This is a genomic window from Arthrobacter sp. NPDC080086 (assembly GCF_040702285.1).
Window position 1 is genome coordinate 16,246 of record NZ_JBFBKP010000033.1, and the last position, 22,628, is coordinate 38,873.

Sequence of the window (22,628 nt, forward strand, 5' to 3'; positions counted from 1 at the left end):
CGCCTTGGACTTCATCGAAGACATCCGGCTGGTGGACGGGCCGGTGCTCTGGGTTGCCTGGGCTGCCGCGGCCGCCGGTGCCGCCTACCTGCTCTGGAAGAGCGGCCGCCGGCATACCCCGGGGGCGACGGCGGTGGTCGTCGGCTCCGCCCTGCTGCTGGGCGCCGGGCTGGTCGCCGGAGTCCATCTCCTCCTGATCTACGTCTTGTCCGTCTTCCCCGAGGAACTGCCCTGGGAGACACTGGCCTGGAGCGTTCCCGGCGTCGCGGCCCTGCTGTTCTGGCTGCTCAGGCTGCACGGCATCTGGGGCCGCCGGCCCTTCCTCGCCGCCATTCCCGGACCCGTCCTGCCGGTGGTGCACCGGATCCGCGCCACCGCAGTGGCCACGGCAGCCCTGCTGGGCGTGCTGCTCCTCTCCGCCGTCCAGATCAACTCCTACTTCGGCCTCAACCACACCGTGAGCGACCTGACCGGCACCGCCGTCGCGCGCATTCCGGTGCTGGAGGACGCGTTGCGCAGGCAGCCCGGGGGAGCCGCCGCGGTTCCGTTGGCCGACTGGACGGCCCCGAACGGCCTGCCGCCGGACGGCACGGTCCGCAAGGCCACCATTCCCGGCACGGCGTCCGGCTTCCAGAGCCGCGACGCCTACATCTACTTCCCGCCGGCGTACAGTGCCACACCCCGGCCCGCGCTGCCCGTCCTGGTCCTCTTCTCCGGCCAGCCCGGGGCCCCGGCCGACTGGCTGACCGGCGGCGCCCTGCGCAGCCGAATGGACCGCTTCGCCGCGGACCACGGCGGGGTGGCCCCGATCGCGGTGGTGGTGGACCCCAACGGGTCCGCCTCCGGCAACACGCTCTGCATGGACAGCCGCATCGCCAAGGCCGACACCTTCCTCTCCCGCGACGTGCCTGACTGGATCCGGGCCACCCTCGACGTCGACGCCGACCCGCACCAGTGGGCCGCCGGCGGATTCTCCTTCGGCGCCACCTGTGCCATGGAGATGGTGACCCGCCACCCCGAGGTGTACAGCGCCGCCCTGGCGTTCTCCAGCGAAAAGGAGCCGTCCCTGGCCAAGGAGCGCCGCAAGACCATCGACGCCTCCTTCGGCGGCGACACCGCGGCCTTTGAGGCACAGACCCCGCTGCGCCTGATGCAGGAACGCCGGTACGAGGGCAACGCCGTGTATTTCGGCGCCGGCGAACGTGACCCCGAGTTCATCGAGTACATGGCCCTGCTCGCAGGGGCCGCACGGAAGGCCGGCTTCACCGTGGAGGACCACCGGATCGCCAACGCCGGGCACTCCTGGGAAGCGGCGTCGCGCGGCATGCCCGGCGGCCTGGACTTCCTCGCCCAGCGGTGGGGGATCAAACGGTGAGCGGGCTGCACGGCATCCTCCGGCAGGCCCGTCAGCTCCCCGTCACCCTGTCGGTCCTGGCCCTCTTCCTCTTTGCCGGTGCGGCCACCGGCAGCTTCCTCGCCGGGCCGCCGGAACCGCTGCTGGACTTTGCCTCCGTCAGCGTCCAGGGGCTGCAGGCCGGGCACTGGTGGACCATGTTCACCTCGCTGTTCTTCGCCACCAACCCGCTGGCGTACCTCGCGGCGTCGCTGATGATCCTTGGCCTGATGGGCGTCGCCGAGCGGCGGGTGGGCTCGCTCCGCACGGCCGTGTTCTTCCTCGCCGGCCAGTTCGCCGCGGTGTCCCTGTTCCTGCTGGTCACCCAGCTGGCGCGCTACGCCGGGGATGGCTGGCTGGGCCTGATGGTCGATGCCCCGCTGATAGGACCCTACGCGGCAATCCTCGCCGTGGCCCTGGCCGCCTGCGGGCTGCTGCCCACCCTGTGGCAGCGCCGGCTGCGGACCGCGGTACTCTCGGTGGCACTGCTGCTGGTGCTGTACGTGGGCCACCCCGAGACGGTGGTGGGCCTCTCCGGTGCCGTGGTCGGCCTGCTGGCCGGGTGGTGGCTGCAGGGGGACAAGGGCACCCTGCAGCGGCACCGATCCACCGGGCGCGAGACCCGGAACCTGCTCTCGCTCACCGTGGCGATCTTCGCCGTCGGGCCGATCCTCACCGCGGTGGTGCGGACCGCGAACGGTCCGCTTGCCTTGCTGCGCGACGTCGTGCTCAACCCGCTGCCCACGCTGAACCAGCTGGAGCAGAACTGCGGCGGCGCCGTGGATGCCTCGTGCCTGGAGGCGGGCCGGCTGGGCTTCGCCGGGCCGCTGGGCCTGGCCCTGGCCGTGGTGCCGGTGGTCCTCCTGCTCATCTGCGCCGACGGCATGCGGCACGGACGGCAGCTGGCGCTGCGGATCGCTATCCTGGTCCAGCTGGGCGTGACGGCGCTGGCCGCGGTCTACCTGGCCCTGTTCGCCCGCATCCCGCATTACCCCAACCGGCCACACACGGCCATCATGGGCTCGGGCTTCGTGCATATCCTGCCGCTCGCGGCGGTGCCGCTGGCGCTGGTGCTGCTGCTGTTCGCCAACCGCCGGCTCTTCCGGGTCGAAACCACCCGGCGGGCCCGGCGGACCCTGGCGCTGACCGTGGGCGGGACCTTCCTGGTTCTGGCCGGCGCGTACACCGGCGCCTGGTTCGCCGCCGGGGGACTGGAGCGCGACGGCGGTTGGCTGGGCCTGGCGGCCGAGCTGGCGCGGCAGTACCTGCCGTTGCCCATCCCGGGGACCTACAACCGGGTCTTCCAGGACCGGAATCCCGTGGAGGCCTTCCTCTTCGCCTACTCCGGCATCGCCTTCTGGGTGGTGGCGCTGGCCGGGGTGTGGCTGGTGCTGCTCCGCCGGGCGCACGGCACCGACGCCGGCCACGGCGACCGGGAGGTGGCACGCCGGCTGGTGCACCAGGGCGGCGACTCGCTCTCCTGGATGGCACTCTGGGAGCCGAACAAGTTCTGGTTCAACCAGGCCGCCCGCGGTGCGGTGGCGTATCAGCAGCACAACAACGTGGCGCTGACCCTCGGCGGACCGCTTGGACCCGCGGCGAACCGGCTGGATACCGCCGAAGGGTTCCTGGACTTCTGCGCGGACAATGCCCTGATTCCGTGCTTCTACTCCTGCACGGATGAAATCTGGCCGCTGCTGCAGGCCCGCGGCTTCCGGCGGCTGGCCGTTGCCCAGGAGACGCGCCTGGGCCTGCAGGAGCTGACCTTCAAGGGCAAGGAGTGGCAGAACGTCCGCACGGCGATGAACCGCGCGGCCAAGACCGGAGTGCACGCCGTCTGGGGCCGTTACCGCGACTTCTCGCCGGCGCTGCGCGCGCAGCTCAGCGAGGTCTCGGAGGAATGGGCGGCCCGGAAGTCCGTTCCCGAGATGGGCTTCACCCTGGGCGGCCTGGACGAGCTGATGGACGACGAGGTGCTGTGCTGCCTGGCCGTGGACGCCGAGGGCCGGGTGCAGGGCGTCACCAGCTGGCTCCCCGTGTACGACGGCGGTGCGCTGGTCAGCTGGACCCTGGACTTCATGCGGCGCCGCGGCGACGCCTTCCCGGGGGTGATGGAGTTCCTGATCGCCTCGGCGGTGACGGAACTGCGCGACTCGGTGGACGTCATTTCCCTCTCCGGATCGCCGCTGGCGCGCGACGAATCCCGCGACGAGGCCCGCGACGACGACTCCGACGGTGCCGGCGGCGAGGGCCTGGCCGGGATCCTGGACGTGGTGGGCCGGGCGCTTGAACCGGTCTACGGCTTCCGCTCGCTGGCGACGTTCAAGTCCCGCTTCAAGCCGGAGTACCGCACGCTCTACCTGTACTACCAGGACCCGCTGCAGCTTCCGGCCATAGGCCGGGCGCTCAGCCGGGCCTACCTGCCCGACCTGTCCGTGCGCCAGAGCGCCCGGCTGCTGCGGACGCTCGTGCGCTAGCGGGGACGGCGGAACGCAAAAAAATGATCCCCGGCAAAAGCCGGGGATCATTTTCTTAAGCCGGGAATGCTTCTAGCGCATTCCTGAAGACCTCATTAGACGACCGTGACGCCGGTGGCCTGCGGGCCCTTGGCACCCTGGCCGATTTCGAACTGAACGCGCTGGTTCTCATCGAGGGTCTTGAACCCGCCGGTCTGGATTTCGGAGTAGTGGACGAAGACGTCGCCGTCGGAGTCATCCGGGGTAATGAAGCCGAAGCCCTTTTCAGCGTTAAACCACTTGACGGTTCCCTGAGCCATTTAATTCTCCTCATTGTCGAACTTGAGAAAGTCCGGCGCACCTTACGCCGGGCTTAGTCACTCCGCGGGAAGAACCTTGGCATCCGCCCGGTACTCCGGGTTTCGGCGTCAGGAGCTTCACGCTCGCAACATGTCTTGCGAGCATGAAAAACACCTACACAAAGACTGTTCTAAGAATTTCATGCCCCCACAGTCAGGTCAACGGGCGCGGCTGATAAATCCACAAATTTTATGTAACAAGCTGGTGAACCAATTGGTGCGTGATTGCGGTGCAATTGCCGCGCTTAGAAGAGGCGGGATTCGCTGTCGTCCACACCGCGCATCGCGTCATAGTCCAGCGTTACGCAATCAATGCCGCGGTCGGTGGCGAGGACCCTTGCCTGCGGCTTGATCTGCTGGGCGGCAAAGATACCGCGAACGGGAGCCAGGAGCGGGTCGCGGTTGAGCAGTTCGAGGTAGCGGGTCAGCTGTTCGACGCCGTCGATGTCGCCCCGGCGCTTCAACTCGATGGCGACGGTGCCGCCGTTCGCGTCGCGGGCCAGGATGTCCACCGGCCCGATCGCGGTGAAGTACTCGCGGCGGATCAGCGAAAATCCCTCGCCCAGGGTCTCGATCTGGTCAGCCAGCAGGCGCTGCAGGTCCGCCTCCACGCCGTCCTTGATCAGTCCAGGGTCCTGGCCAAGGTCGTGCGAGGTGTCATGGAGCTGTTCGTGGATGTTGATGATCAGCCGGTCGTCGGTCTTGGTGGACTGCACGGTCCACTGCTCGATCACGCCGACCTCGACGTCGACCTCGTCCGGGGTGGACACCCGGAGCCGGGCGGGCGGGCTCATCCAGTTCAGCGGCTTGTAGGAACCGCCGTCGGAATGGACCAGCACGGAGCCGTCCGCCTTGACCACCAGCAGGCGGGTGGCGAGGGGGAGGTGGGCCTTGAGCCGGCCGACATAATTAACGGAGCAACGGGCTATCACTAAACGCACCCGGTCAACACTACCGGCAGCGGGGAGGCGCCGCGGCTTGGACACCGTCCGGGGACCCGCTGGGGCAGAATGGGACCATGCCCCGTTCCAACCGCCCCCGCCGCCCCGCCCCGGGCAACGGGGGCGCCCGGCAGCCCGGCAAGCACAGCGGGCCGGTGCCCGAGCTGGACCTGGAACGCGCCCGGACCGGGATTGCCCGCCGGGAAAGCGCCCCGGACGGTGAATGGATGGTCCGGTCCATCTCGGCCAGCCGCGCCGGCAAGACCTATGTCTGCCCTGGATGTCTGCATGCCGTCCCGCCCGGAACCGCGCACCTGGTGGTCTGGTCCGAGGACCATCTCTTCGGTGCCGCCGCCGGGCTGGCCGAACGGCGCCACTGGCACACCAACTGCTGGACCTCGCGCACATACCGGTACCGCTAGGCGCTCACGGCTCCCGCGGGTGCCGCCCGTAGCTTCGCTAAGCTGGAGGGCATGACTTTCGACCCGGCCTCGTACGACTTCACCCAGCCCGCCGCCCCGACCCCCATCCGGGCCGCCACGGTGCTGCCGGCACGGCGGGAGAACATCGAGCTGCGCACCGCGGACGGTCACCTGCTGGTGGGCGAACTCGCGCTGCCGGAGTCCGGCGAGGTCCGGGCCACCCTGATCACCCTGCATCCGCTGCCCACGCACGGCGGCTTCATGGATTCGCACGTCTACCGCAAGGCCTCCTACCGGCTGCCGGCCCTGGCCGGCGTCGCCGTGCTGCGCTTCAACACCCGCGGGACATCGTCGCCCCGGGGAACCAGCGGCGGCAGCTTCGAGGAGGGCGTCGGCGAACGGATGGACGTCGAGGCGGCGGTGCGGTTCGCGGTGGACCGCGGCCTGCCGAACCGCTGGCTGGTGGGCTGGTCCTTTGGCACCGAACTGGCCCTCATGTACGGCGCGGTGGAACCCGTAGCCGGAGAGATAGAGGGCGCCATCCTGCTCTCGCCCCCGCTGCACCGCGCCACGGACGTGCACCTCAAGGAATGGGCTGCCGCGGGCAAGCCGCTCAAGGTGCTGGTCCCGGAACACGACGACTACCTGCAGCCTGCCGCCGCGGCCGAACGCTTCGCCCTGGTGCCCCAGGCCGACGTCGTCGGCGTCGACGGCGCCAAGCACCTCTGGGTGGGGGAGAAGTACGCCGGACGGGTGCTGAACGAGATCGTCGCCGAGGTTCTGCCGGGGACGGCGCAGCCGCTTCCCGAGGAGTGGGACGGCCCGGTGGCCACGGCGCACGCCTGAGAGGTGAGCGCCTGCCGGGGTGAGTGCCTGCCGGTTTAGTGCTTGTCCGGGTTAGTGCTTGTCCTGGCGGACGATGAAGATTTCCTTGACCAGGAGCATGATGGCCGCGGCCGTCGGGATCGCGATCAGCGCGCCGAGCACACCCAGCAGGCTGCCGCCGGCGATCACCGAGATGACCGCCACCGCGCCGGGCACCGCCACGGCCTTCTGCATGATGCGCGGCGAGACGAAGTAGGCCTCGAACTGCAGGTAGGCGAAGTAGCAGATCGCGAAGACGACGGCGGTCTGCCAGCCGGCGGTCAGGGCGATCAGGGTGACCAGGATGCCGGCGATCATGCCGCCGACCAGGGGAATGAAGGCCAGCAGCGCCACGACGAAGGCGAGCAGCACCGCGAACGGCACGCCCACGATGGTCATCACGATGAAGGCGAAGAGCGCGTTGAGCAGTGCCACGCAGACTTGGCCGATGACGTAGTTGCCGACCGAGCCGGTGATCTCCTCCGACAGGGCCTCCACGCGCGGCCGGCGGGAGCGCGGGGCCAGGCGGTAGCCCCACAGCTTCATCGAGGGCATCGCGGAGAGGAAGTACAGGCTCAGCACCAGGACGATCAGGGCGCCGAAGAGGCCGTTGGCGATGGTGGAGCCGACGCCCACCACGCCGCCGAAGATGCCGCCCATCGCGTCCGGGTTGTTGACGAACTTCTCGAGTTCCTGCGTGATCCGGTCCCGGACGCCGAACTGGCTGTCCAGGCTGCGGAAGAAGTCCGAGTCGATGAAGTCCTGGATCCACTTGGGGGCCTCCTGGACGATCTGGGTCACCTGGGCCACGATGGTCGGGATCAGGGTGGCGAAGAACCCGGCGACGGCAAGGGCCAGGACGGCCACCGAGACCAGGATGCCGGCCGGCCGGGGCACCTTGCGTTTCTCCAGCCAGCGCACCACGGGATCGAGCCCGAGAGCGATGAAGAGCGCGGTCAGGATCCAGAGCAGCAGTTGGGTGATGTTGGAGCCGATCCAGTAGACCAGCAAGGCCACGCCGACGCCCACGGTCCCCATGAACCCGACGTAGAGCGGATGCTGCGCGGAAATCCGCGGCCCGGGACGGCCGAAGCGGGTCTCCTCGGTGTCCTCAAGAGCGGCGTCGGCGTCGTCCAGCTGCTCGGGCGGCAAATCGAAGCGCAGCCGGGGCTGTGCGCCGGGCAGGGGTTGCCGCAGGCGGCGGGCCATCGCGGCCAGGAACCCGGCCGGAGCCTGGGCAGGCCGCGCGACGGATTCCGGGGGAGCTGCCTGTCCTGAGGGGGACGAATCCGTGGGGTCAGTCACTGCGCTGCAAGCCTTTTTCTCTCAATTTTCCCCGGAATTCCGCGGCTGCGGGGCCGGTGTGACGATCACCGCAAACACTATCAGCAGCCTTGCTACCGGGCGGATCGACGGGCCGGGACGGTTCGGAAAAGGGGCTTGACAAGCCGCCCGATCTGACTCGGAGGTAACAAAACGGTTACTCTTAAAACTACGTGTCCGCTGATGATAGGTAATATTTTGCGTTTCAAGACTGCAGTTGCACTTGTGCTGCTCGGCCTCCTGACACTGCTGGCGGGGATCGGGCAGAAGACAATCTGGGCTCCGCCGGCGACGGTGACGGCCGGCGTCCCGGCCAACGGCACCGCCGCGCCGCTGACGGTGGTCGACCAGAAGCTGCGCACCCTGCACGGCGGCACGGTCAAGATCCACGTCAAGGGTGAAGGCAACTTCCTGCTGGCCTCCGGCCGCCCCGACGACGTCAACGCCTGGGTGGGCAAGACGGCCCACAACACCATTTCCGGGCTCTCCGAGGACCGCAAGTCCCTGACCGTCGAGCACGCCGACGGCGAGGCCACCGCGCCGTCGCCCGCCGGTTCGGACCTCTGGGTCTCCACCGAGAACGCCAACGGCGAGCTGGACTACTCGTGGACTCCGCCGGCCGACGGCGACTGGTCGCTGCTGCTGGCCACCGACGGCACCAAGGCCGCCCCCTCGGACATTTCGATGACCTTCCCCAATGACACCTCCACGCCGTGGGCCATCCCGCTGATGGTTATCGGCGGGCTGCTGGTAGTCGGCGGCGTCGCGCTGCTGGTGCTGAAGCCCAGGCAGGGCGCGCCGCGCTCCGGCACCCCGGGCGACGGCGGTTCCGGCGGTGGCGGCTCCGATAACTCCGGCTCCGGCGATGTCGAGGCCAAGGAGGCCACCGCCGGCAGCGCCTTCGCACGCCGGGCCCGGGCCCGCGCCGCCGACCGGGCCAAGGCCCGTGAGGCCGGCTCCACCCCGGCCGACGGGGACACCGGACAGGCCCCCCGGGCCGCAACCCTGTCCACGCGCCGCCGCGCCGCGGGTGCGGCCGTGGCCCTGCTGACCGCCACCGCAGTCGCCGGCACGGGCGTTGCCGCCCAGGCCAGCCAGTCGCCGTCGCCCGCCCCGAGCGGAAGCACCGGCACGGCCGCCCCCTCCGCCGGCGGGACCCCGATCCTGCTGGATGCCCAGTTCCGCCGGATCCTGGAACAGGTCTCCGCGGCCACGGACGCCGGTGACGCCGCCAAGGACGCGGCCAAGCTCGCCCCGCGCGTCGGCGGGACCGAACTCGAGGTCCGCACGCAGAACTACAAAATCCGCTCGCAGGTGGGCAGCTACGAATCCCGGATGCCCGTGCGCGCCACCAAGCTGCTGACCACCGTGGTGAGCTCCAAGCGAGACTGGCCCCGCTCCGTCATGGCAGTCACCCAGGGCGACGGCAACGTGGTCCCGCAGCTGCTGACGCTGGTCCAGGCGTCCCCGCGCGAGAACTACAAGCTGGTCGGCGCGACGCCGCTGCAGCCGGGAACCACCTTCCCCGCGATCAACCGCGGCGGCACGGAGACGCTGGGCGCCGGCGACAAGTCCGGCCTGCTCTACAGCGGCCAGGAGGCCCTCGCTGGCCTGGGCGACCGCCTGACCAACGCCGACTCGGCCTTCAAGGACAAGCTCGCCGAGGGCCAGTCCTCGCCGTACATCGCCGACACCCTGGCCTACCAGGCCGACGTGGTGAAGTCCGGTGCCAACGGAAACTTTGCCTTCACCCACAAGGCTGTTCCCGAGGACACCGTGGTGTTCCGCACCGCCGACGGCGGGGCCCTGGTCCTGGGCCGGCTCAACTTCGGTTTCGACGGCACGCCGAAGAACTCCGGCGACAAGCTGACCATCGGGGACGACGCCGCGGCCCTGGCCGGCGGCAAGGAGACCAGCACCGGCATGGTCCTGAACTTTGCCGAGTCCGTGGCGGTCTACGTGCCGCCGGCGGGGTCCAAGGATCCGATGAAGCTGGTGGCCGCCACCCGCGGCCTGGTCGGGGCGAGCTTCAAGTAGTCCCGGCCGCGGGCGGAGTCGATAGAGTGGTTCCATGACTTCGCCCGCATCCCGCCCGGTCCCGCCCGCAGCCGCAAACCCGATCAACCTGCGGGGCGCCGTCGATCTTTCCTCGCTGAAGCAACGCCCCGCACCGCCCGCCGGACCGGGGTCCACGCATGCCGGAGCCGCCCAGCCCGGATCCGCCCAGCAGCCAACGGACGGCGGCGCCGCCCCGTTGCGCGTCAACGTCACCGAGGCCAACTTCCAGGACCTGGTGGACCTCTCCGCCCGGGTGCCCGTCGTCATCGCCATGTGGGCCTCCTACTCACCCGGGTCCGGGGATCTGGTGGACGCCCTGGAGCAGATTGTCACCAGTTACGAGGGCCGCCTGGTTCTCGGCGCCGCCGATATCGAGGCCTTCCCGCAACTGGCCCAGGCGTTCCAGGTGCAGGCCGTTCCCACGGCCGTCGCCGTGGTGAAGGGCCAGCCCGTGCCGCTCTTCCAGGGCGGCGCCGACGAGCAGCAGGTCCGCAGCCTCTTCGATGAACTCCTCAAGGTGGCCGCCGCCAACGGCGTCACCGGCCGGATCGGCGGCGGTCCGGCCGCCGCGGAGGCCGAGGCCCCGCCGCTGCCCCCGTTGCACCAGAAGGCCTTCGACGCGATCGAGGCAGGTGACTTCGACGGTGCGGCCGCCGCGTACCGCCAGGCCCTCACCGAGATGCCCGCCGACGCCGACGCCAAGGTGGGCCTGGCCCAGGTGGAGCTGATGGGACGCCTGCAGGCCCTGTCCACCGAGGACGCCGACGCCGTCCGTGCCAAGGCCGCGGAGGAACCGGACAACCTGGACGCACAGCTGGCCGTCGCCGATCTCGACGTCGCCGGCGGGCACGTGGAGGACGGCCTGGGCCGGGTGGTGGCCTTCATCGGCCGGAACTTCGGACCGGAGCGGGAGACCGCCCGGGTGCGCCTGCTGGAACTCTTCGACGTCGTCGGCGCCACCGACGAGCGCGTGGCCAAGGCCCGCCAGAACCTGGCCCGGGTGCTGTTCTAATGGCGTCCGCACTCTTCAGCCCGCTGACCCTGCGCTCCCTGCGGCTCGAGCACCGCGGCTGGGTCTCGCCGATGTGTCAGTACAGCTGCGAACCCGAGACCGCCGAGGGCGTCCCCACCGACTGGCACCTGATGCACCTCGGATCGTTCGCCACCGGGGGAGCGGCCCTGATCCTCACCGAGGCGGCCGCCGTCAACCCCGCCGGGCGGATCAGCCCGCGGGACGCCGGCCTCTACAACGACGCCCAGGCCGAATCCTGGACCAGGATCGTGGACTTCGTGCACCGGCACGGCACCGCGGAGACCAAGATCGGCACCCAGCTCTCGCACGCCGGCCGCAAGGCCTCCAGCTACTGGCCGTTCTCCGGCAAGACCGGCACCGTCCCTGCCTCCGAGGGCGGCTGGGACCCGGTGGGCCCGGGCGCCGGTGCCTTCGACGGCTACGCGCCGCCGTCGGCCATGACCGGGGCCGAGATCGAGGGCGTGATCGCCGACTTCGTTGCCTCCGCCCGGCGGGCCGTGGAGGTGGGCTTCGATACCATCGAAATCCACGGTGCGCACGGCTACCTGCTGCACCAGTTCCAGAGCCCGCTGATCAACGACCGCACCGACGAATGGGGCGGCGACGAGGCGGGCCGTAACCGGCTCATGCTTGCCGTGGTGGACGCGGTGCGCGAGGTCATTCCGGACTCGATGCCGCTGTTGCTGAGGATCTCCGCCTCGGACTGGGCCGAGGGCGGCGTAGACGCCGAGGCCTCCGTCCGGCTCGCCCGCGCCGCCTCCGAGCGCGGCGTGGACCTGGTGGACGTCTCCAGCGGCGGCGCCGTAGCGCACCAGACGATTCCGGTGGGTCCCGGCTACCAGACCGGCTTCAGTGCCAAGATCCGACGCGAGGCCGGCGTCAAAACCGGCACGGTGGGATTGCTCACCTCCGCTGGCCAGGCGGAACACGCCGTGGCGACCGGCCAGGCCGACGGCGTGCTGATCGCCCGCGCGGCGCTGCGCGACCCGCACTGGTGGCTGCGCGCGGCCTTCGAACTGGGCCACGAGCTGGCCTGGCCGCCGCAGTACGAACGGGCCATGCCCCGGCGGACGTTCTAGCCAGCGGCTAAGATGGAAGCCATGACCAGCATGACGGAACCCCTGACGACGGCCCCCCAGAACGCCCTGGACAACGACCTCGACAACGACCCGATGCGTGAGCTTTCCGGCGCCGGGACGTCGACGGCGACGATCGAGCGTGAGGAACTGCGCCAGGAAGTGGAACCGGGAGACCGGGAGCGCTTCGCGCATTACGTCCGCAAGGAAAAGATCATGGAATCGGCCCTCTCCGGGGAACCCGTCATTGCCCTCTGCGGCAAGGTCTGGACCCCCGGACGGGATCCGAAGAAGTTCCCCGTGTGCCCCGAATGCAAAGAGGTTTACGAGGGGCTGCGCCCCGGCGGTGACGACGGCGGCTCCGGCAAGTAGGGCGTGGCATCCGGTTCAACCGAAAAAGATTGGTGTTTTTGTGCTTAGTGGGGCTTTTCCCGAACCAACAGACACGTATGGACGGGAGGCCCGCTAAGTGACGGAAACACTGTTCGGCGGTCCCGTGCTGCCGCCCGCCTATCCCGAGCGGGCCGCGTGGGGAACCGCGCCGAAACTGCGTGCCTGGCAGCAGGAGGCGCTGGATAACTACTTCGCCACCAACCCCCGGGACTTCCTTGCCGTCGCAACCCCCGGGGCCGGTAAGACCACCTTCGCCCTCCGCGTGGCCTCCATGCTGATCGATTTGGGCGTGGTCAACCGCGTGACCATCGTGGCGCCCACGGACCACCTCAAACGCCAGTGGGCCGACGCCGCGGCGAAGGTGGGCATCGCCATCGACCCGAACTTCAAGAACGCCGACGGCCAGCACGGCCGCGGCTTCATCGGCGTCGCCGTCACGTACGCGCAGGTGGCCAGCAAGCCCATGCTGCACCGGGCCAAGACCGAGGCCGCCCGCACCCTGGTGATCCTGGATGAGATCCACCACGGCGGCGAGGCGCTCTCCTGGGGCGACGGGCTCCGCGAGGCCTTCGACCCGGCCGCGCGCCGGCTGTCCCTGACCGGTACCCCATTCCGCTCGGACACCTCCCCGATCCCGTTCGTCGAGTACGCGGAGGACCGCGACGGCATCCGGCGCTCCAAGGCCGACTACACCTACGGCTACGGCAAGGCGCTGCGCGACCACGTGGTCCGTCCGGTGATGTTCATGGCCTACTCCGGCCAGATGCGCTGGCGCACCAGCGCGGGCGACGAGATGGCCGCCTCCCTGGGCGAGGCCGCCGTTACCAAGGAAATCACCTCGCAGGCCTGGCGCACCGCGCTGAACCCGGCGGGCGAATGGATCCCGGCCGTGCTGGCCGGGGCGGACAAGCGCCTGAGCGAGGTCCGGCGCACGGTGCCCGACGCCGGCGGCCTGGTCATCGCCACCGACCACGAGGACGCCCGGGCCTACGCCGGGCAGCTGAAGCGGATCACGGGGGAGTCACCCACCGTGATCCTCTCCGACGACGCCAAGGCCTCCTCCAAGATCGAGGAGTTCTCCGCCGGGGAGAAGCGCTGGATGGTCGCGGTGCGGATGGTCTCCGAAGGCGTCGACGTGCCGCGCCTCTCGGTGGGCGTGTACGCGACGTCGACCTCCACCCCGCTGTTCTTCGCCCAGGCCGTGGGCCGCTTCGTGCGTGCCCGCAAGCGCGGCGAAACGGCGTCGGTGTTCCTGCCCTCGGTGCCGCAGCTGATGGCGCTGGCTAACTCGATGGAGGCCGAGCGGGACCACGCCCTGGACCGGCCGGAGAAGGAAGACGCGGACGGGCTGTTCAACCCCGAGGATTCGCTGATGGACGAGGCGAACCGCGAGGAGAAGGCCTCGGACACGCTGATGAAGGGCAAGTTCGAGGCGCTGGATTCCCAGGCGTCCTTCGACCGGGTGCTGTTCGACGGCGGCGAATTCGGCACCGGCGGCGAGGTCGGCTCCGAGGACGAGCTGGACTTCCTCGGCATTCCCGGCCTGCTCGACGCCGAACAGGTGGGCACGCTGCTGCGCCAGCGCCAGCACGAACAGCTCAGCCGCAAGAACAAGCGCGCCCCCCAGGCGGCGGCCTCCGAGCCGGCGCCGGCGGTCCCGGACCACCGGATGCTGATGGACCTGCGCACCGAACTGGCCAAGAACGTCGCCGCCTGGTCCGCCCGGACCGGCACCCCGCACGGGGTCATCCACACCAAGCTGCGCACGGTCTGCGGCGGCCCGCCCGTCGCCCAGGCCAACGAGGAACAGCTGCAGAGCCGGCTGCGGAAGCTGCAGGACTGGTTCATCGGCCGGAAGTAGCCGGACGCCCCGCGGGGCCCGGTACGCCCGGTGCGCCCGAGCGCCCGGGCGCCCCGGAGTCACGGCACGAAAAAGGGACCGGAGTGATCCGGTCCCTTTTCGTGTCGTTCGGGGGAGCTGCTACTGGTTCGGCTGGCCGGACTGGGCGCCGCCGCCGCAGGCCTGGGAGAAGGTCTGGCCGGCCGAGGTGTATTTGCCCTTGAGCTCGTCGAGCTTGCCCTGGTCCGGGTCCTTCTCGGCGGCCTCGTCCAGGTAATCAACGATCGACTGCAGCGGTGCCTGCAGTTCCTCGGAGGCGGTGGCCTGGATCGGGCGGATCTGGTTTGCCAGGCGGGTCATGCCGAACTTGTCCGAGCTGGAGGACGGGGAGCTGGTGATCGTCTTGATCCGGTCGCAGGTCTCGGCGGTGGTCATCTTCGGGGCCGAGCAAGCGGCCGCTCCGAGGATGGTCCCGGCAGCGAGCAGGACGGTCAGGGTCTTCTTCATGATGATGTACTCCGGGATTTACTGTTCCGACGTTACTGGCAAGGATTCCGAGTCTACTGTGCGCGGCGCCGGGGCCGCGATCTCAGTCCAGCTCGACGCCGCCGAGTTCCATCTCGGCGAAGGCGTCCTCGAGGTCGTCGGCGATGCCCACGGTCAGGCTGCGCGGGACGGTGACGGTGTAGCCGGCCTGGACCGCGTCCAGGGCCGTGGCCTTGACGCAGTAGTCGGCGGCGATCCCCACGACCACAACTTCTTCGACGTCGTGGCTTTGCAGCCAGTCGTCCAGCCCGATCGCGTCCTCGTCCGCCTCCTGGCCGCCGGCTGGGCCGGCCACCGGCAGCGCGCCGGGCGTCCGGTCTCCGGTGGGTACGGCGTCGTCCGGGGCCAGCAGGCCCTCGAAGCCGGAGTAGGCGGCCGTGTACTGGCCCTTGCGGAAATACGCCTGGATGTATTCGGTGTCCAGGTCCGGGTGCAGCTCCGCCCCGCGGGTGCCGGCGACGCAGTGCCGCGGCCAGCTCTCAACAAAGTCGGGCGTGTCCGAGAAGTGCGCGCCCGGATCGACATGCCAGTCCTGGGTGGCCACGACGTGGTCGAACTGCCCGTGGTGGGCGTCGACGTATTCGCTGATCTCCGCGGCCAGTGCCGCCCCGCCTTCAACGGCCAGGGAACCGCCCTCGCAGAAGTCGTTTTGTACGTCGACAATGATCAGGGCGCGGGACATTCAGTCCTCCTCGTAGACGGTGGGGATGGCCGGTTCGCCGCGCTGCAGCCGGTTGACCACGGGCGGCAGTTCGGCCATGGAGGCGGCGTGCCGGTCGCGGGCGCGCACCACCCCCTCGGGGCCGGTCCAGCCGGGAAGCAGCTCGCCGTTCTTGATGAACTGCTGCAGCAGCTGGCGGTCGTTGCCGTCGTCCTCGGGCCGGTGGCCGATGCCGACGATCTCCTGGGTCGCGATGCCGCGGTCGTTGAGCCGGCGCAGCGCGTATTTGCGGCCGCCCTTGCTCGCCTTGTTCTTCGCCGCCTTCGCGACCGCGACGAACTCGCCGTCGTCGTTGGTGCGGCTGACGAGCTTGTAGACCAGGCTTGCCGTCGGCGCGCCGGACCCGGTGACCAGGGAGGTGCCGACGCCGTAGGAATCCACCGGGGCGGACTGCAGGGCCGCGATGGCGAACTCGTCGAGGTCGGAGGTGACGATGATGCGGGTGTTGACATTGCCGAGGTCATCGAGGAGCTGGCGTACCCACTGGGCCTGGGCCACCAGGTCGCCGGAGTCCAGGCGGACCGCGCCGAGCTTGTCCCCGGCGAGGTCGACGGCGGTGCGCACGGCTGCCTCGACGTCGTAGGTGTCCACCAGCAGCGCCGTCCCCGCGCCCATGGAGGCCAGCTGGGCCTCGAAGGCGTCCCGTTCGGTGTCGTGCAGCAGGGTGAAGGAGTGGGCCGCGGTGCCGACGGTCTTGATGCCGTAGCGGCGGCCGGCCTCCAGGTTGGAGGTGCTGGCGAAGCCGGCGATCACGGCGGCGCGGGCGGCGGCGACGGCGGATTCCTCCTGGGTACGGCGGGAGCCCATCTCCACGCACGGCCGGGTGCCGGCAGCGGTGATCATCCGGGACGCGGCGGAGGCGATGGCAGAGTCGTGGTTGAGGATCGAGAGGATGTAGGTCTCCAGGACGCAGGCCTCGGCGAAGGTCGACTCGACGATCAGGATGGGGGAGTTGGGAAAGTACGCGTCGCCCTCGGCATAGCCCCAGATGTCGCCGGAGAAGGAGAAGTCCGCGAGGTACTCCAGGGTTTGTTCGTTGACCACGCCGGTGCTGCGCAGGAAGTCGATTTCCCCGGGGCCGAAGCGGAAGTTCGCGATGCCCTCAAGCAGGCGGCCGGTACCGGCGACGATGCCATAGCGGCGGCCCTCGGGCAGCCGGCGGGCGAAGGCCTCGAACACCGACTTGCGGTGGGCCGCGCCCGAGTGCAGGGCGGCCTGCAGCATGGTCAGCTCGTAATGGTCGGTGTACAAGGACGTGCGGGGGTGGTCCCAGCCGGCGGAGGTGCTCACGAAATTTACTCTAGTCCCCGACGGCTCCCTCGTCTTGCTCCGCTTCGACGCGGGGCCCTCGCCGTCGGGGGCCCACCCACCGGCTCCCTCGTCTTGCTCCGCTTCGACGCGGGGCCCTCGCCGTCGGGGGCCCACCCACCGGCTCCCTCGTCGCGCTCCGCGGACTCGACCCGGGGCGGAGGCCATCTTCATCGCCATAGAATGGACCAATGACCCTCAGCGTTGCGCTTGGCCCCGATACCGAGGCCGGCACCCACACCGGAACGGCGACGTCCACCGACGTCCTGACGGCCCCGGACATCCCCTGGAACCTCGTGATCTGGAACGATCCCGTGAACCTGATGAGCTACGTCAGCTACGTTTTCCGCAGCTACTTCGGCTACTCCGAGGCCAAGGCGACCAAGCTCATGCTGGAGGTCCACAAGAAGGGCCGCTCCATCGTGGCGCACGGCAGCAAGGAACAGGTCGAACAGCACGCGGTGGCCATGCACGGCTACGGCCTCTGGGCCACCGTGGAGAAGGCCAGCGGCGGCCCCGGCAACGGATCGGGCAAGGGCAAGGGAAAACGTGGCTAAGGCATTCAAATACGGCCTCAAGGGCATCACCGGCTACCTCGAACCGGCCGAGCGCGACCTGCTGCGCAGCCTCTTCGACGACGTCATCTCCATGCTGGAGCCGCACGAACGCGCCAATGAGGATCCACTCGCGGCCCTCGTGGGGTTGGACACGGAGGCGCGTGAACCCTCCGACCGCGCCCTGCGCCGGCTGCTGCCCAACGTCTCCAAGAACGACGCCGAGGCCTCCCTGGAGTTCCGCCGGTACACGGAGCGCTCGCTGCGGGAGAGCAAGATCGGCGCCCTGAAGGCCGCCTCGCTGGGCCTCGACAAGGAGGAACTGGTGCTGACCCCCGCCGACGCCCGGCACTGGTCCACCGCGCTCAACGACGTCCGCCTGGTCCTCGCCGAGCGCCTCGACATCCGCGACGACGCCGACGCCGAACACGTGCACCGGATGCAGGACTGGTCCCAGGCCGAAGACGTCGAAAGCTATCTGGCCCTGGTCTACAACTTCACCACCTGGCTGCAGGAATCCCTCATCCAGGCGATGCTGGCGTCCCTCGAGGCCTAGGCCGCCCGGCCCTGTACACCCCCCAGCCAGCGGCGTAGCGTGATCCGCCGTGGACGGACTTTCCCGCGACGAGTTTTCCCTCCCGGAGCGCCTCACCGGGGCCCTGGGCCGCAGTGCCGCTGCCGGCCGGATCGGCGCCGCGCAGGAGGCGATCTACGGGCCGGTCATCGACTGGGCGCGGCGCACCCCGCTGCACAGCGGAACCCTCGGCCACTCGGTCCACCCGATGCTCACCGACGTCACCCTGGGTTGCTGGCTCAGCGCCGCGATCCTGGATATAACCGGCGGTCCTGCCTCCCGGCCTGCGGCCACGGTGCTGACCGCTGCGGGCCTCGCGGCGGCGGTTCCGACGGCGTTTGCCGGTGCCGCGGACTGGTCCGAGACGGAGGGGGAGGAGCACCGGATCGGCGCCGTCCACGCCCTCGGCACCGACGCCGCAACCTTTCTCTTCCTGGGCTCGCTGATCGCCCGGCTGCGCGGCCGGCACGCGGCCGGGGTCCGGCTGGGCCTGGCCGGTAATGCGGTGGCCGCGGCCGCGGGATTCCTCGGCGGCCACCTGGCGTTGAACCGCGGCACCGCCCGCCGTTCCGCCGCCGCCGTGTGATCCATTGCACACGAGTTGCTCGACACAATGTCATGGTCCCGCCCGGGGCGAAGCCCTATTCTCGTAGAACCATGACTTCAGCATCGAGCACGGACCCCGAGACCTCGGCACTGGCCGAACGCCCCATCGGCGTTTTCGACTCCGGCGTCGGCGGCCTCACGGTGGCACGCTCCATCATCGACCAGCTGCCCAACGAGTCCATCCTGTACGTCGGCGACACCGCGCACGGCCCCTACGGCCCGTTGCCGATCGCCGAGGTCCGCGCCAACGCCCTTGGCGTCATGGACGAACTGGTCGACTCCGGGGTCAAGCTCCTGACCATCGCCTGCAACTCCGCCTCCGCCGCCGTGCTCCGCGACGCCCGCGAACGCTACACCGCCCGCTACGGCATCCCCGTCATCGAGGTCATCCAGCCCGCGGTCCGCCGGGCCGTCTCCGCCACCCGCACCGGCCGCGTCGGCGTCATCGGCACCTCCGCTACGGTCGGCTCCCGCGCCTACGAGGACACCTTCGCCGCGGCGCCGGACCTGCAGATCACCTCCGCGGCGTGCCCGGCCTTCGTGCCCTACGTCGAGGCCGGCATCACCACCGGCCCCGAGCTGCTGGCCGTGGCCCGCGAATACCTCGCCCCGCTGATCGCCGCCAAGGTGGACACCGTGGTGCTCGGCTGTACGCACTACCCGCTGCTGACCGGCGTGATCTCCTTCGTCATGGGCGAGGACGTCACGCTCGTCTCCAGCGCCGAGGAAACCGCCAAGGACGTCTACCGGGCCCTGGCCTCCCGCGGGCTGGAACGCGCCGGCAGCACCGCCCCGGAACACAACTTCATCGCCACCGGGGACGCCGCGCAGTTCGAACACCTGGCGCGCCGCTTCCTGGGCCCGGAGGTGCTCAGCGTCCGGCACGTGGACCACGTCGCGGCGCAGTACCCCACCGGCAGCCTGGCCCGCATCACCCCGGAGATGATCGCCGCCGCCCAGGCCGCCGTCGGCCGGCCCCGGATCTCCAACTTCGTCTCCTCCGCCGCGCAGATCTCCCCGCCGCGGACCAGCGGCCTGTGAAGCTCACCATCGTCGGGTGCACCGGCTCGTTCCCCGGCCCCGGCTCGCCGGCGTCGTGCTACCTGCTGACCGCCGACGACGGCGAGCGGCGCTGGAAGGTGGTGCTGGACCTCGGCAGCGGGGCGCTCGGAGCGATCCAGCGTTACACCGACCTCGAGGACATCGACGGCATCTTCCTCACCCACCTCCACCCGGACCACTGCATGGACCTCTGCGGCCTGCACGTGGCGGTGCGCTGGAAGCCGGGCGGTTGGGGCCGCGGGCGGATCCCCGTCTGGGGGCCGGCCGCGACGGCGGACCGGATGGCCACGGCCTACGGGCTGGACCTCGACCCGGGGATGCACGAGGAATTCGACTTCAGCAACTGGGCCGAACGGAGCCCGGTGACGATGGGGCCCTTTACCATCACCCCGTACGCGGTTAACCACCCCGTCGAGGAGGCCTACGCCCTGCGTGTGGAGGTCACCGAGCCGGACAAGGACGGCAACCCGGTGACCCGGGTGCTCAGCTACTCCGGTGACACCGACTCCTGCACCGGGCTTGAGGATGCCGCACGGGACGCGGACCTGTTCCTCTGCGAGGCGGCCTTCGAGGAGGGCCGCGACGACGGCATCAAGGACGTGCACCTGACCGGCAGGCGCGCCGGCGAGGCCGCCGTCGCCGCCGGCGCCCGCCGGCTGCTGCTCACGCACATCCCGGTCTGGACCTCGCACACGACCGTGATGGCGGAGGCGAAGGAGGTCTTCGGACCGCACGTCGCCGTCGCCGTCGCCGGGGTGCACTACACCGTCTGACCGGGCCGCCCGGCTGTCGATAAGCTAGGGGGCATGACTTCCGAAGCTCCCACTGCCCCCGTTCTCCGCGCCGACGGCCGGACCCCGGACCAGCTCCGCCCCATCAGCATCACCCGCGGCTGGTCCAACCAGGCCGAAGGCTCCGCGCTGATCGAATTCGGCAACACCCGGGTGCTGTGCACCGCCTCGCTGACCGAGGGCGTGCCCCGCTGGCTCAAAGGCGAGGGCCGCGGCTGGGTCACCGCCGAGTACGCCATGCTGCCCCGGGCCACGAACACCCGCTCCGCCCGCGAATCCGTCAAGGGCAAGATCGGCGGCCGCACCCACGAGATCTCCCGCCTGATCGGCCGCTCCCTCCGCTCCATCATCGACACCAAGGCCCTGGGCGAGAACACCATCGTGCTGGACTGCGACGTGCTCCAGGCCGACGGCGGTACCCGCACCGCGGCGATCACCGGCGCCTACGTCGCCCTCGCCGAGGCGATCCGCTACGCCCGGGAGAACAAGCTGATCGCCCGCAACGCCGAGCCGCTGACTGACACCATCGCCGCCGTCTCGGTGGGCATCATCGACGGCATTCCGATGCTGGATCTGCCCTACGTCGAGGACGTCCGCGCCGAGACCGACATGAACGTGGTGGTGACCGGCTCCGGCAAGTTCGTCGAGGTCCAGGGCACCGCCGAGGGCGCCCCGTTCGACCGGGACGAGCTGAACAAGCTGCTGGACCTGGCCCTGCTGGGCACCGAACAGCTCGCCGCGATCCAGCGCGAGACCCTGGCCGAGGCCCCGTGAGCGGCGAGGCAGCCGCACCTGTCCTCGTTCTCGCCACCCACAACCAGGGTAAGCTCCGGGAGCTCCGGGAGCTGCTCCGGGGGCAGATCCCGGGCCTGGACGTGGACACGCAGGTGGTGGACGCCGGCGCCGTGGGGGCTCCCGACGTCGTCGAATCCGGCGTGACTTTCGCCGAGAACTCGCTGCTGAAGGCCCGCGCCGTGGCGGAGGCCACCGGGCTGGTGTCGATTGCGGACGACTCCGGCCTGGCCGTGGACGTGCTCGGCGGGGCGCCGGGGATCTTCTCCGCCCGCTGGGCCGGCCGGCACGGCGACGACGCCGCGAACCTCGAACTGCTGCTGAACCAGCTCTCCGACGTCCCGGACGGCTTCCGCGGCGCCGCGTTCGTCTGCGCCGCCGCGCTGGCCGTTCCCGCGTCGGCGGCGGGGGAGGGACGTGAGGTAGTGGAGTACGGCCAGCTGGAGGGCACCCTGCTGCGCGAGCCGCGCGGCGCCGGCGGCTTCGGCTACGATCCGGTGCTGCAGCCGAGCGGGCTGGACCGCAGCTGCGCCGAGCTCAGCCCGGAGGAGAAGAACGCCATCAGCCACCGCGGGCACGCCTTCCGCGCGCTGCTGCCGGCGATCGTGGAGGCACTGGCCGGACGGTAACCGCGTTTAGCACTGCAAAAAAGGATGGCGCCCCACCTCGGTGGGACGCCATCCTTTGTGCGTTGTGACGGTTCAGGCCGCGGCGGGGGTCAGGGCGTCTTGCGCTCTTCTTCGGGCTCGTGTTCCTCGATGAATTCATCGACGACGTCGGTGCCGTACTTCGCGGCCTGGCGCTTGGCGATCATGCCGCGGATGACCTCAATGGCGATCGGCACCACGGAGACCAGGACGATCACGATGAAGATGATGTCCAGGTTGTCGCGGACCCACGGCACGGTGTCGCCCAGCAGGTAGCCCAGCAGCGTCACGCCGCCGCCCCACAGCGCCGCGCCGATGACGTTGTAGAGGAAGAACTTGCGCTTGCTCATCTGCGCGACGCCTACGATCACCGGCACGAAGGTGCGGATAATCGGGACGAAGCGGGCCAGGATCAGGGCTTTGCCGCCGTGCTTCTCGAAGAACGCGTGGGCGCTCTCGACGTTCTCGCGCTTGAAGAGCTTGGAGTCGGGCTTGTTGAAGATCGCGGGGCCGGCCTTGGAGCCGATCAGGTAGCCGGCCTGGTTGCCGATGATCGCGGAGACCACGATCAGGGCGGCGAACGCCCAGATGTTGAACTGGATGGTGCCCGTGGCGACCAGCAGGCCCGCGGTGAACAGCATGGAATCACCCGGCAGGAAGAAACCGACCAGCAGGCCGGTCTCGGCGAAGATGATGCCGCAGACCAGCAGGACGACCCAGGGGGCCAGGGCGGGATCGGCCAGGAAGACTTGGGGGTTGAGCCAATCGGGCAGGAACGAGGCCATGTGCGGCTGGACCGGGCCGGCGCCGCCGAGGGTGGACACGGCGAGGTCGTGCAGGGTATTTGGGTTCACCCTCCAAGCGTACTG

23 protein-coding genes are annotated in these 22,628 nt (G+C 70.0%); 16 read left to right on the forward strand and 7 right to left on the reverse strand.

The features are described 5' to 3' along the window. Positions 1-4 precede the first annotated feature (4 nt). Complete coding sequence (locus AB0305_RS12700; RefSeq protein ID WP_364134749.1) at positions 5-1,375, forward strand: alpha/beta hydrolase-fold protein; 1,371 nt, start codon at positions 5-7, stop codon at positions 1,373-1,375. After that, the gene (locus tag AB0305_RS12705) at positions 1,372-3,870 is read left to right on the forward strand and encodes a DUF2156 domain-containing protein (RefSeq protein ID WP_364134752.1); all 2,499 of its coding nucleotides are present in this window, start codon (positions 1,372-1,374) and stop codon (positions 3,868-3,870) included. The genes AB0305_RS12700 and AB0305_RS12705 overlap by 4 nt, the downstream gene beginning before the upstream one ends. 95 nt (positions 3,871-3,965) lie before the next feature. Here the strand turns inward: AB0305_RS12705 and AB0305_RS12710 are convergent, their stop codons facing one another. Beyond that, on the reverse strand, positions 3,966-4,169 hold the full coding sequence (locus AB0305_RS12710) for a cold-shock protein (RefSeq protein ID WP_003804766.1): 204 nt from the start codon (positions 4,167-4,169) through the stop codon (positions 3,966-3,968). A gap of 284 nt (positions 4,170-4,453) precedes the next feature. Continuing rightward, positions 4,454-5,149: an endonuclease NucS gene (gene nucS / locus AB0305_RS12715; protein WP_364134754.1), complete on the reverse strand. Its 696-nt coding sequence runs from the start codon at positions 5,147-5,149 to the stop codon at positions 4,454-4,456. A 77-nt stretch (positions 5,150-5,226) separates the two neighbouring features. On the opposite strand from nucS, the gene AB0305_RS12720 reads away from it, so the two are divergent. Next, complete coding sequence (locus tag AB0305_RS12720) at positions 5,227-5,571, forward strand: ATP/GTP-binding protein (protein ID WP_364134757.1); 345 nt, start codon at positions 5,227-5,229, stop codon at positions 5,569-5,571. A gap of 51 nt (positions 5,572-5,622) precedes the next feature. Continuing rightward, positions 5,623-6,417: an alpha/beta hydrolase gene (locus AB0305_RS12725; RefSeq protein ID WP_364134760.1), complete on the forward strand. Its 795-nt coding sequence runs from the start codon at positions 5,623-5,625 to the stop codon at positions 6,415-6,417. Between the two features lie 51 nt (positions 6,418-6,468). On the opposite strand, the gene AB0305_RS12730 is transcribed toward AB0305_RS12725, so the two are convergent. Next, positions 6,469-7,644, reverse strand: coding sequence for an AI-2E family transporter (locus tag AB0305_RS12730; protein WP_290257867.1), 1,176 nt, complete (start codon positions 7,642-7,644; stop codon positions 6,469-6,471). A gap of 297 nt (positions 7,645-7,941) precedes the next feature. Between AB0305_RS12730 and AB0305_RS12735 the strand changes: the two genes are divergently transcribed. The 5 genes from AB0305_RS12735 to AB0305_RS12755 all read left to right on the forward strand — a co-directional run bounded on the left by AB0305_RS12735 (position 7,942) and on the right by AB0305_RS12755 (position 14,179). Continuing rightward, on the forward strand, positions 7,942-9,795 hold the full coding sequence (locus AB0305_RS12735; protein ID WP_364134763.1) for a hypothetical protein: 1,854 nt from the start codon (positions 7,942-7,944) through the stop codon (positions 9,793-9,795). A 34-nt stretch (positions 9,796-9,829) separates the two neighbouring features. Continuing rightward, positions 9,830-10,828, forward strand: a complete 999-nt coding sequence (locus AB0305_RS12740) for a tetratricopeptide repeat protein (protein WP_364134766.1) — start codon at positions 9,830-9,832, stop codon at positions 10,826-10,828. Continuing rightward, positions 10,828-11,928, forward strand: coding sequence for an NADH:flavin oxidoreductase/NADH oxidase (locus AB0305_RS12745; protein WP_364134769.1), 1,101 nt, complete (start codon positions 10,828-10,830; stop codon positions 11,926-11,928). The genes AB0305_RS12740 and AB0305_RS12745 overlap by 1 nt, the downstream gene beginning before the upstream one ends. Before the next feature lie 21 nt (positions 11,929-11,949). Beyond that, the gene (locus AB0305_RS12750; RefSeq protein ID WP_290257420.1) at positions 11,950-12,297 is read left to right on the forward strand and encodes a DUF3039 domain-containing protein; all 348 of its coding nucleotides are present in this window, start codon (positions 11,950-11,952) and stop codon (positions 12,295-12,297) included. A gap of 97 nt (positions 12,298-12,394) precedes the next feature. Then, a complete protein-coding gene (locus AB0305_RS12755; RefSeq protein ID WP_364134772.1) occupies positions 12,395-14,179 on the forward strand; it encodes a DEAD/DEAH box helicase in 1,785 nt (594 codons plus the stop codon). A gap of 120 nt (positions 14,180-14,299) precedes the next feature. On the opposite strand, the gene AB0305_RS12760 is transcribed toward AB0305_RS12755, so the two are convergent. The 3 genes from AB0305_RS12760 to AB0305_RS12770 form a co-directional block, all read right to left on the reverse strand. After that, the gene (locus AB0305_RS12760; RefSeq protein WP_290257422.1) at positions 14,300-14,665 is read right to left on the reverse strand and encodes a hypothetical protein; all 366 of its coding nucleotides are present in this window, start codon (positions 14,663-14,665) and stop codon (positions 14,300-14,302) included. An 82-nt stretch (positions 14,666-14,747) separates the two neighbouring features. Continuing rightward, entirely contained in the window at positions 14,748-15,386 is a 639-nt protein-coding gene (locus tag AB0305_RS12765) for an isochorismatase family protein (RefSeq protein WP_364134775.1), read from the reverse strand. Continuing rightward, positions 15,387-16,715, reverse strand: coding sequence for a nicotinate phosphoribosyltransferase (locus tag AB0305_RS12770; protein ID WP_290257424.1), 1,329 nt, complete (start codon positions 16,713-16,715; stop codon positions 15,387-15,389). 209 nt (positions 16,716-16,924) lie between these two features. Between AB0305_RS12770 and clpS the strand changes: the two genes are divergently transcribed. The 7 genes from clpS to rdgB all read left to right on the forward strand — a co-directional run bounded on the left by clpS (position 16,925) and on the right by rdgB (position 21,741). Further along, positions 16,925-17,290, forward strand: coding sequence for an ATP-dependent Clp protease adapter ClpS (gene clpS / locus AB0305_RS12775; RefSeq protein WP_290257425.1), 366 nt, complete (start codon positions 16,925-16,927; stop codon positions 17,288-17,290). Next, entirely contained in the window at positions 17,283-17,843 is a 561-nt protein-coding gene (locus AB0305_RS12780; protein ID WP_364134780.1) for a DUF2017 domain-containing protein, read from the forward strand. The genes clpS and AB0305_RS12780 overlap by 8 nt, the downstream gene beginning before the upstream one ends. 49 nt (positions 17,844-17,892) lie before the next feature. Beyond that, positions 17,893-18,447: a DUF2231 domain-containing protein gene (locus AB0305_RS12785; RefSeq protein WP_364134782.1), complete on the forward strand. Its 555-nt coding sequence runs from the start codon at positions 17,893-17,895 to the stop codon at positions 18,445-18,447. A gap of 71 nt (positions 18,448-18,518) precedes the next feature. Continuing rightward, entirely contained in the window at positions 18,519-19,508 is a 990-nt protein-coding gene (gene murI / locus AB0305_RS12790) for a glutamate racemase (RefSeq protein ID WP_364134785.1), read from the forward strand. Further along, positions 19,505-20,302 carry an MBL fold metallo-hydrolase gene (locus AB0305_RS12795; protein WP_364134788.1) on the forward strand — a complete coding sequence of 266 codons (798 nt, stop codon included), beginning with the start codon at positions 19,505-19,507 and terminating at the stop codon, positions 20,300-20,302. Before murI ends, AB0305_RS12795 begins: the two co-directional genes overlap by 4 nt. A 33-nt stretch (positions 20,303-20,335) precedes the next feature. Then, on the forward strand, positions 20,336-21,094 hold the full coding sequence (rph, locus tag AB0305_RS12800) for a ribonuclease PH (protein WP_290257430.1): 759 nt from the start codon (positions 20,336-20,338) through the stop codon (positions 21,092-21,094). After that, positions 21,091-21,741 (forward strand): RdgB/HAM1 family non-canonical purine NTP pyrophosphatase, encoded by a 651-nt coding sequence (rdgB, locus tag AB0305_RS12805; protein ID WP_364134790.1) that lies wholly within the window; start codon positions 21,091-21,093, stop codon positions 21,739-21,741. The genes rph and rdgB overlap by 4 nt, the downstream gene beginning before the upstream one ends. Positions 21,742-21,830: 89 nt before the next feature. Here rdgB and AB0305_RS12810 read toward each other — a convergent pair whose 3' ends face one another. Further along, entirely contained in the window at positions 21,831-22,598 is a 768-nt protein-coding gene (locus tag AB0305_RS12810) for a VTT domain-containing protein (protein ID WP_290257868.1), read from the reverse strand. Positions 22,599-22,628: the final 30 nt, after the last annotated feature.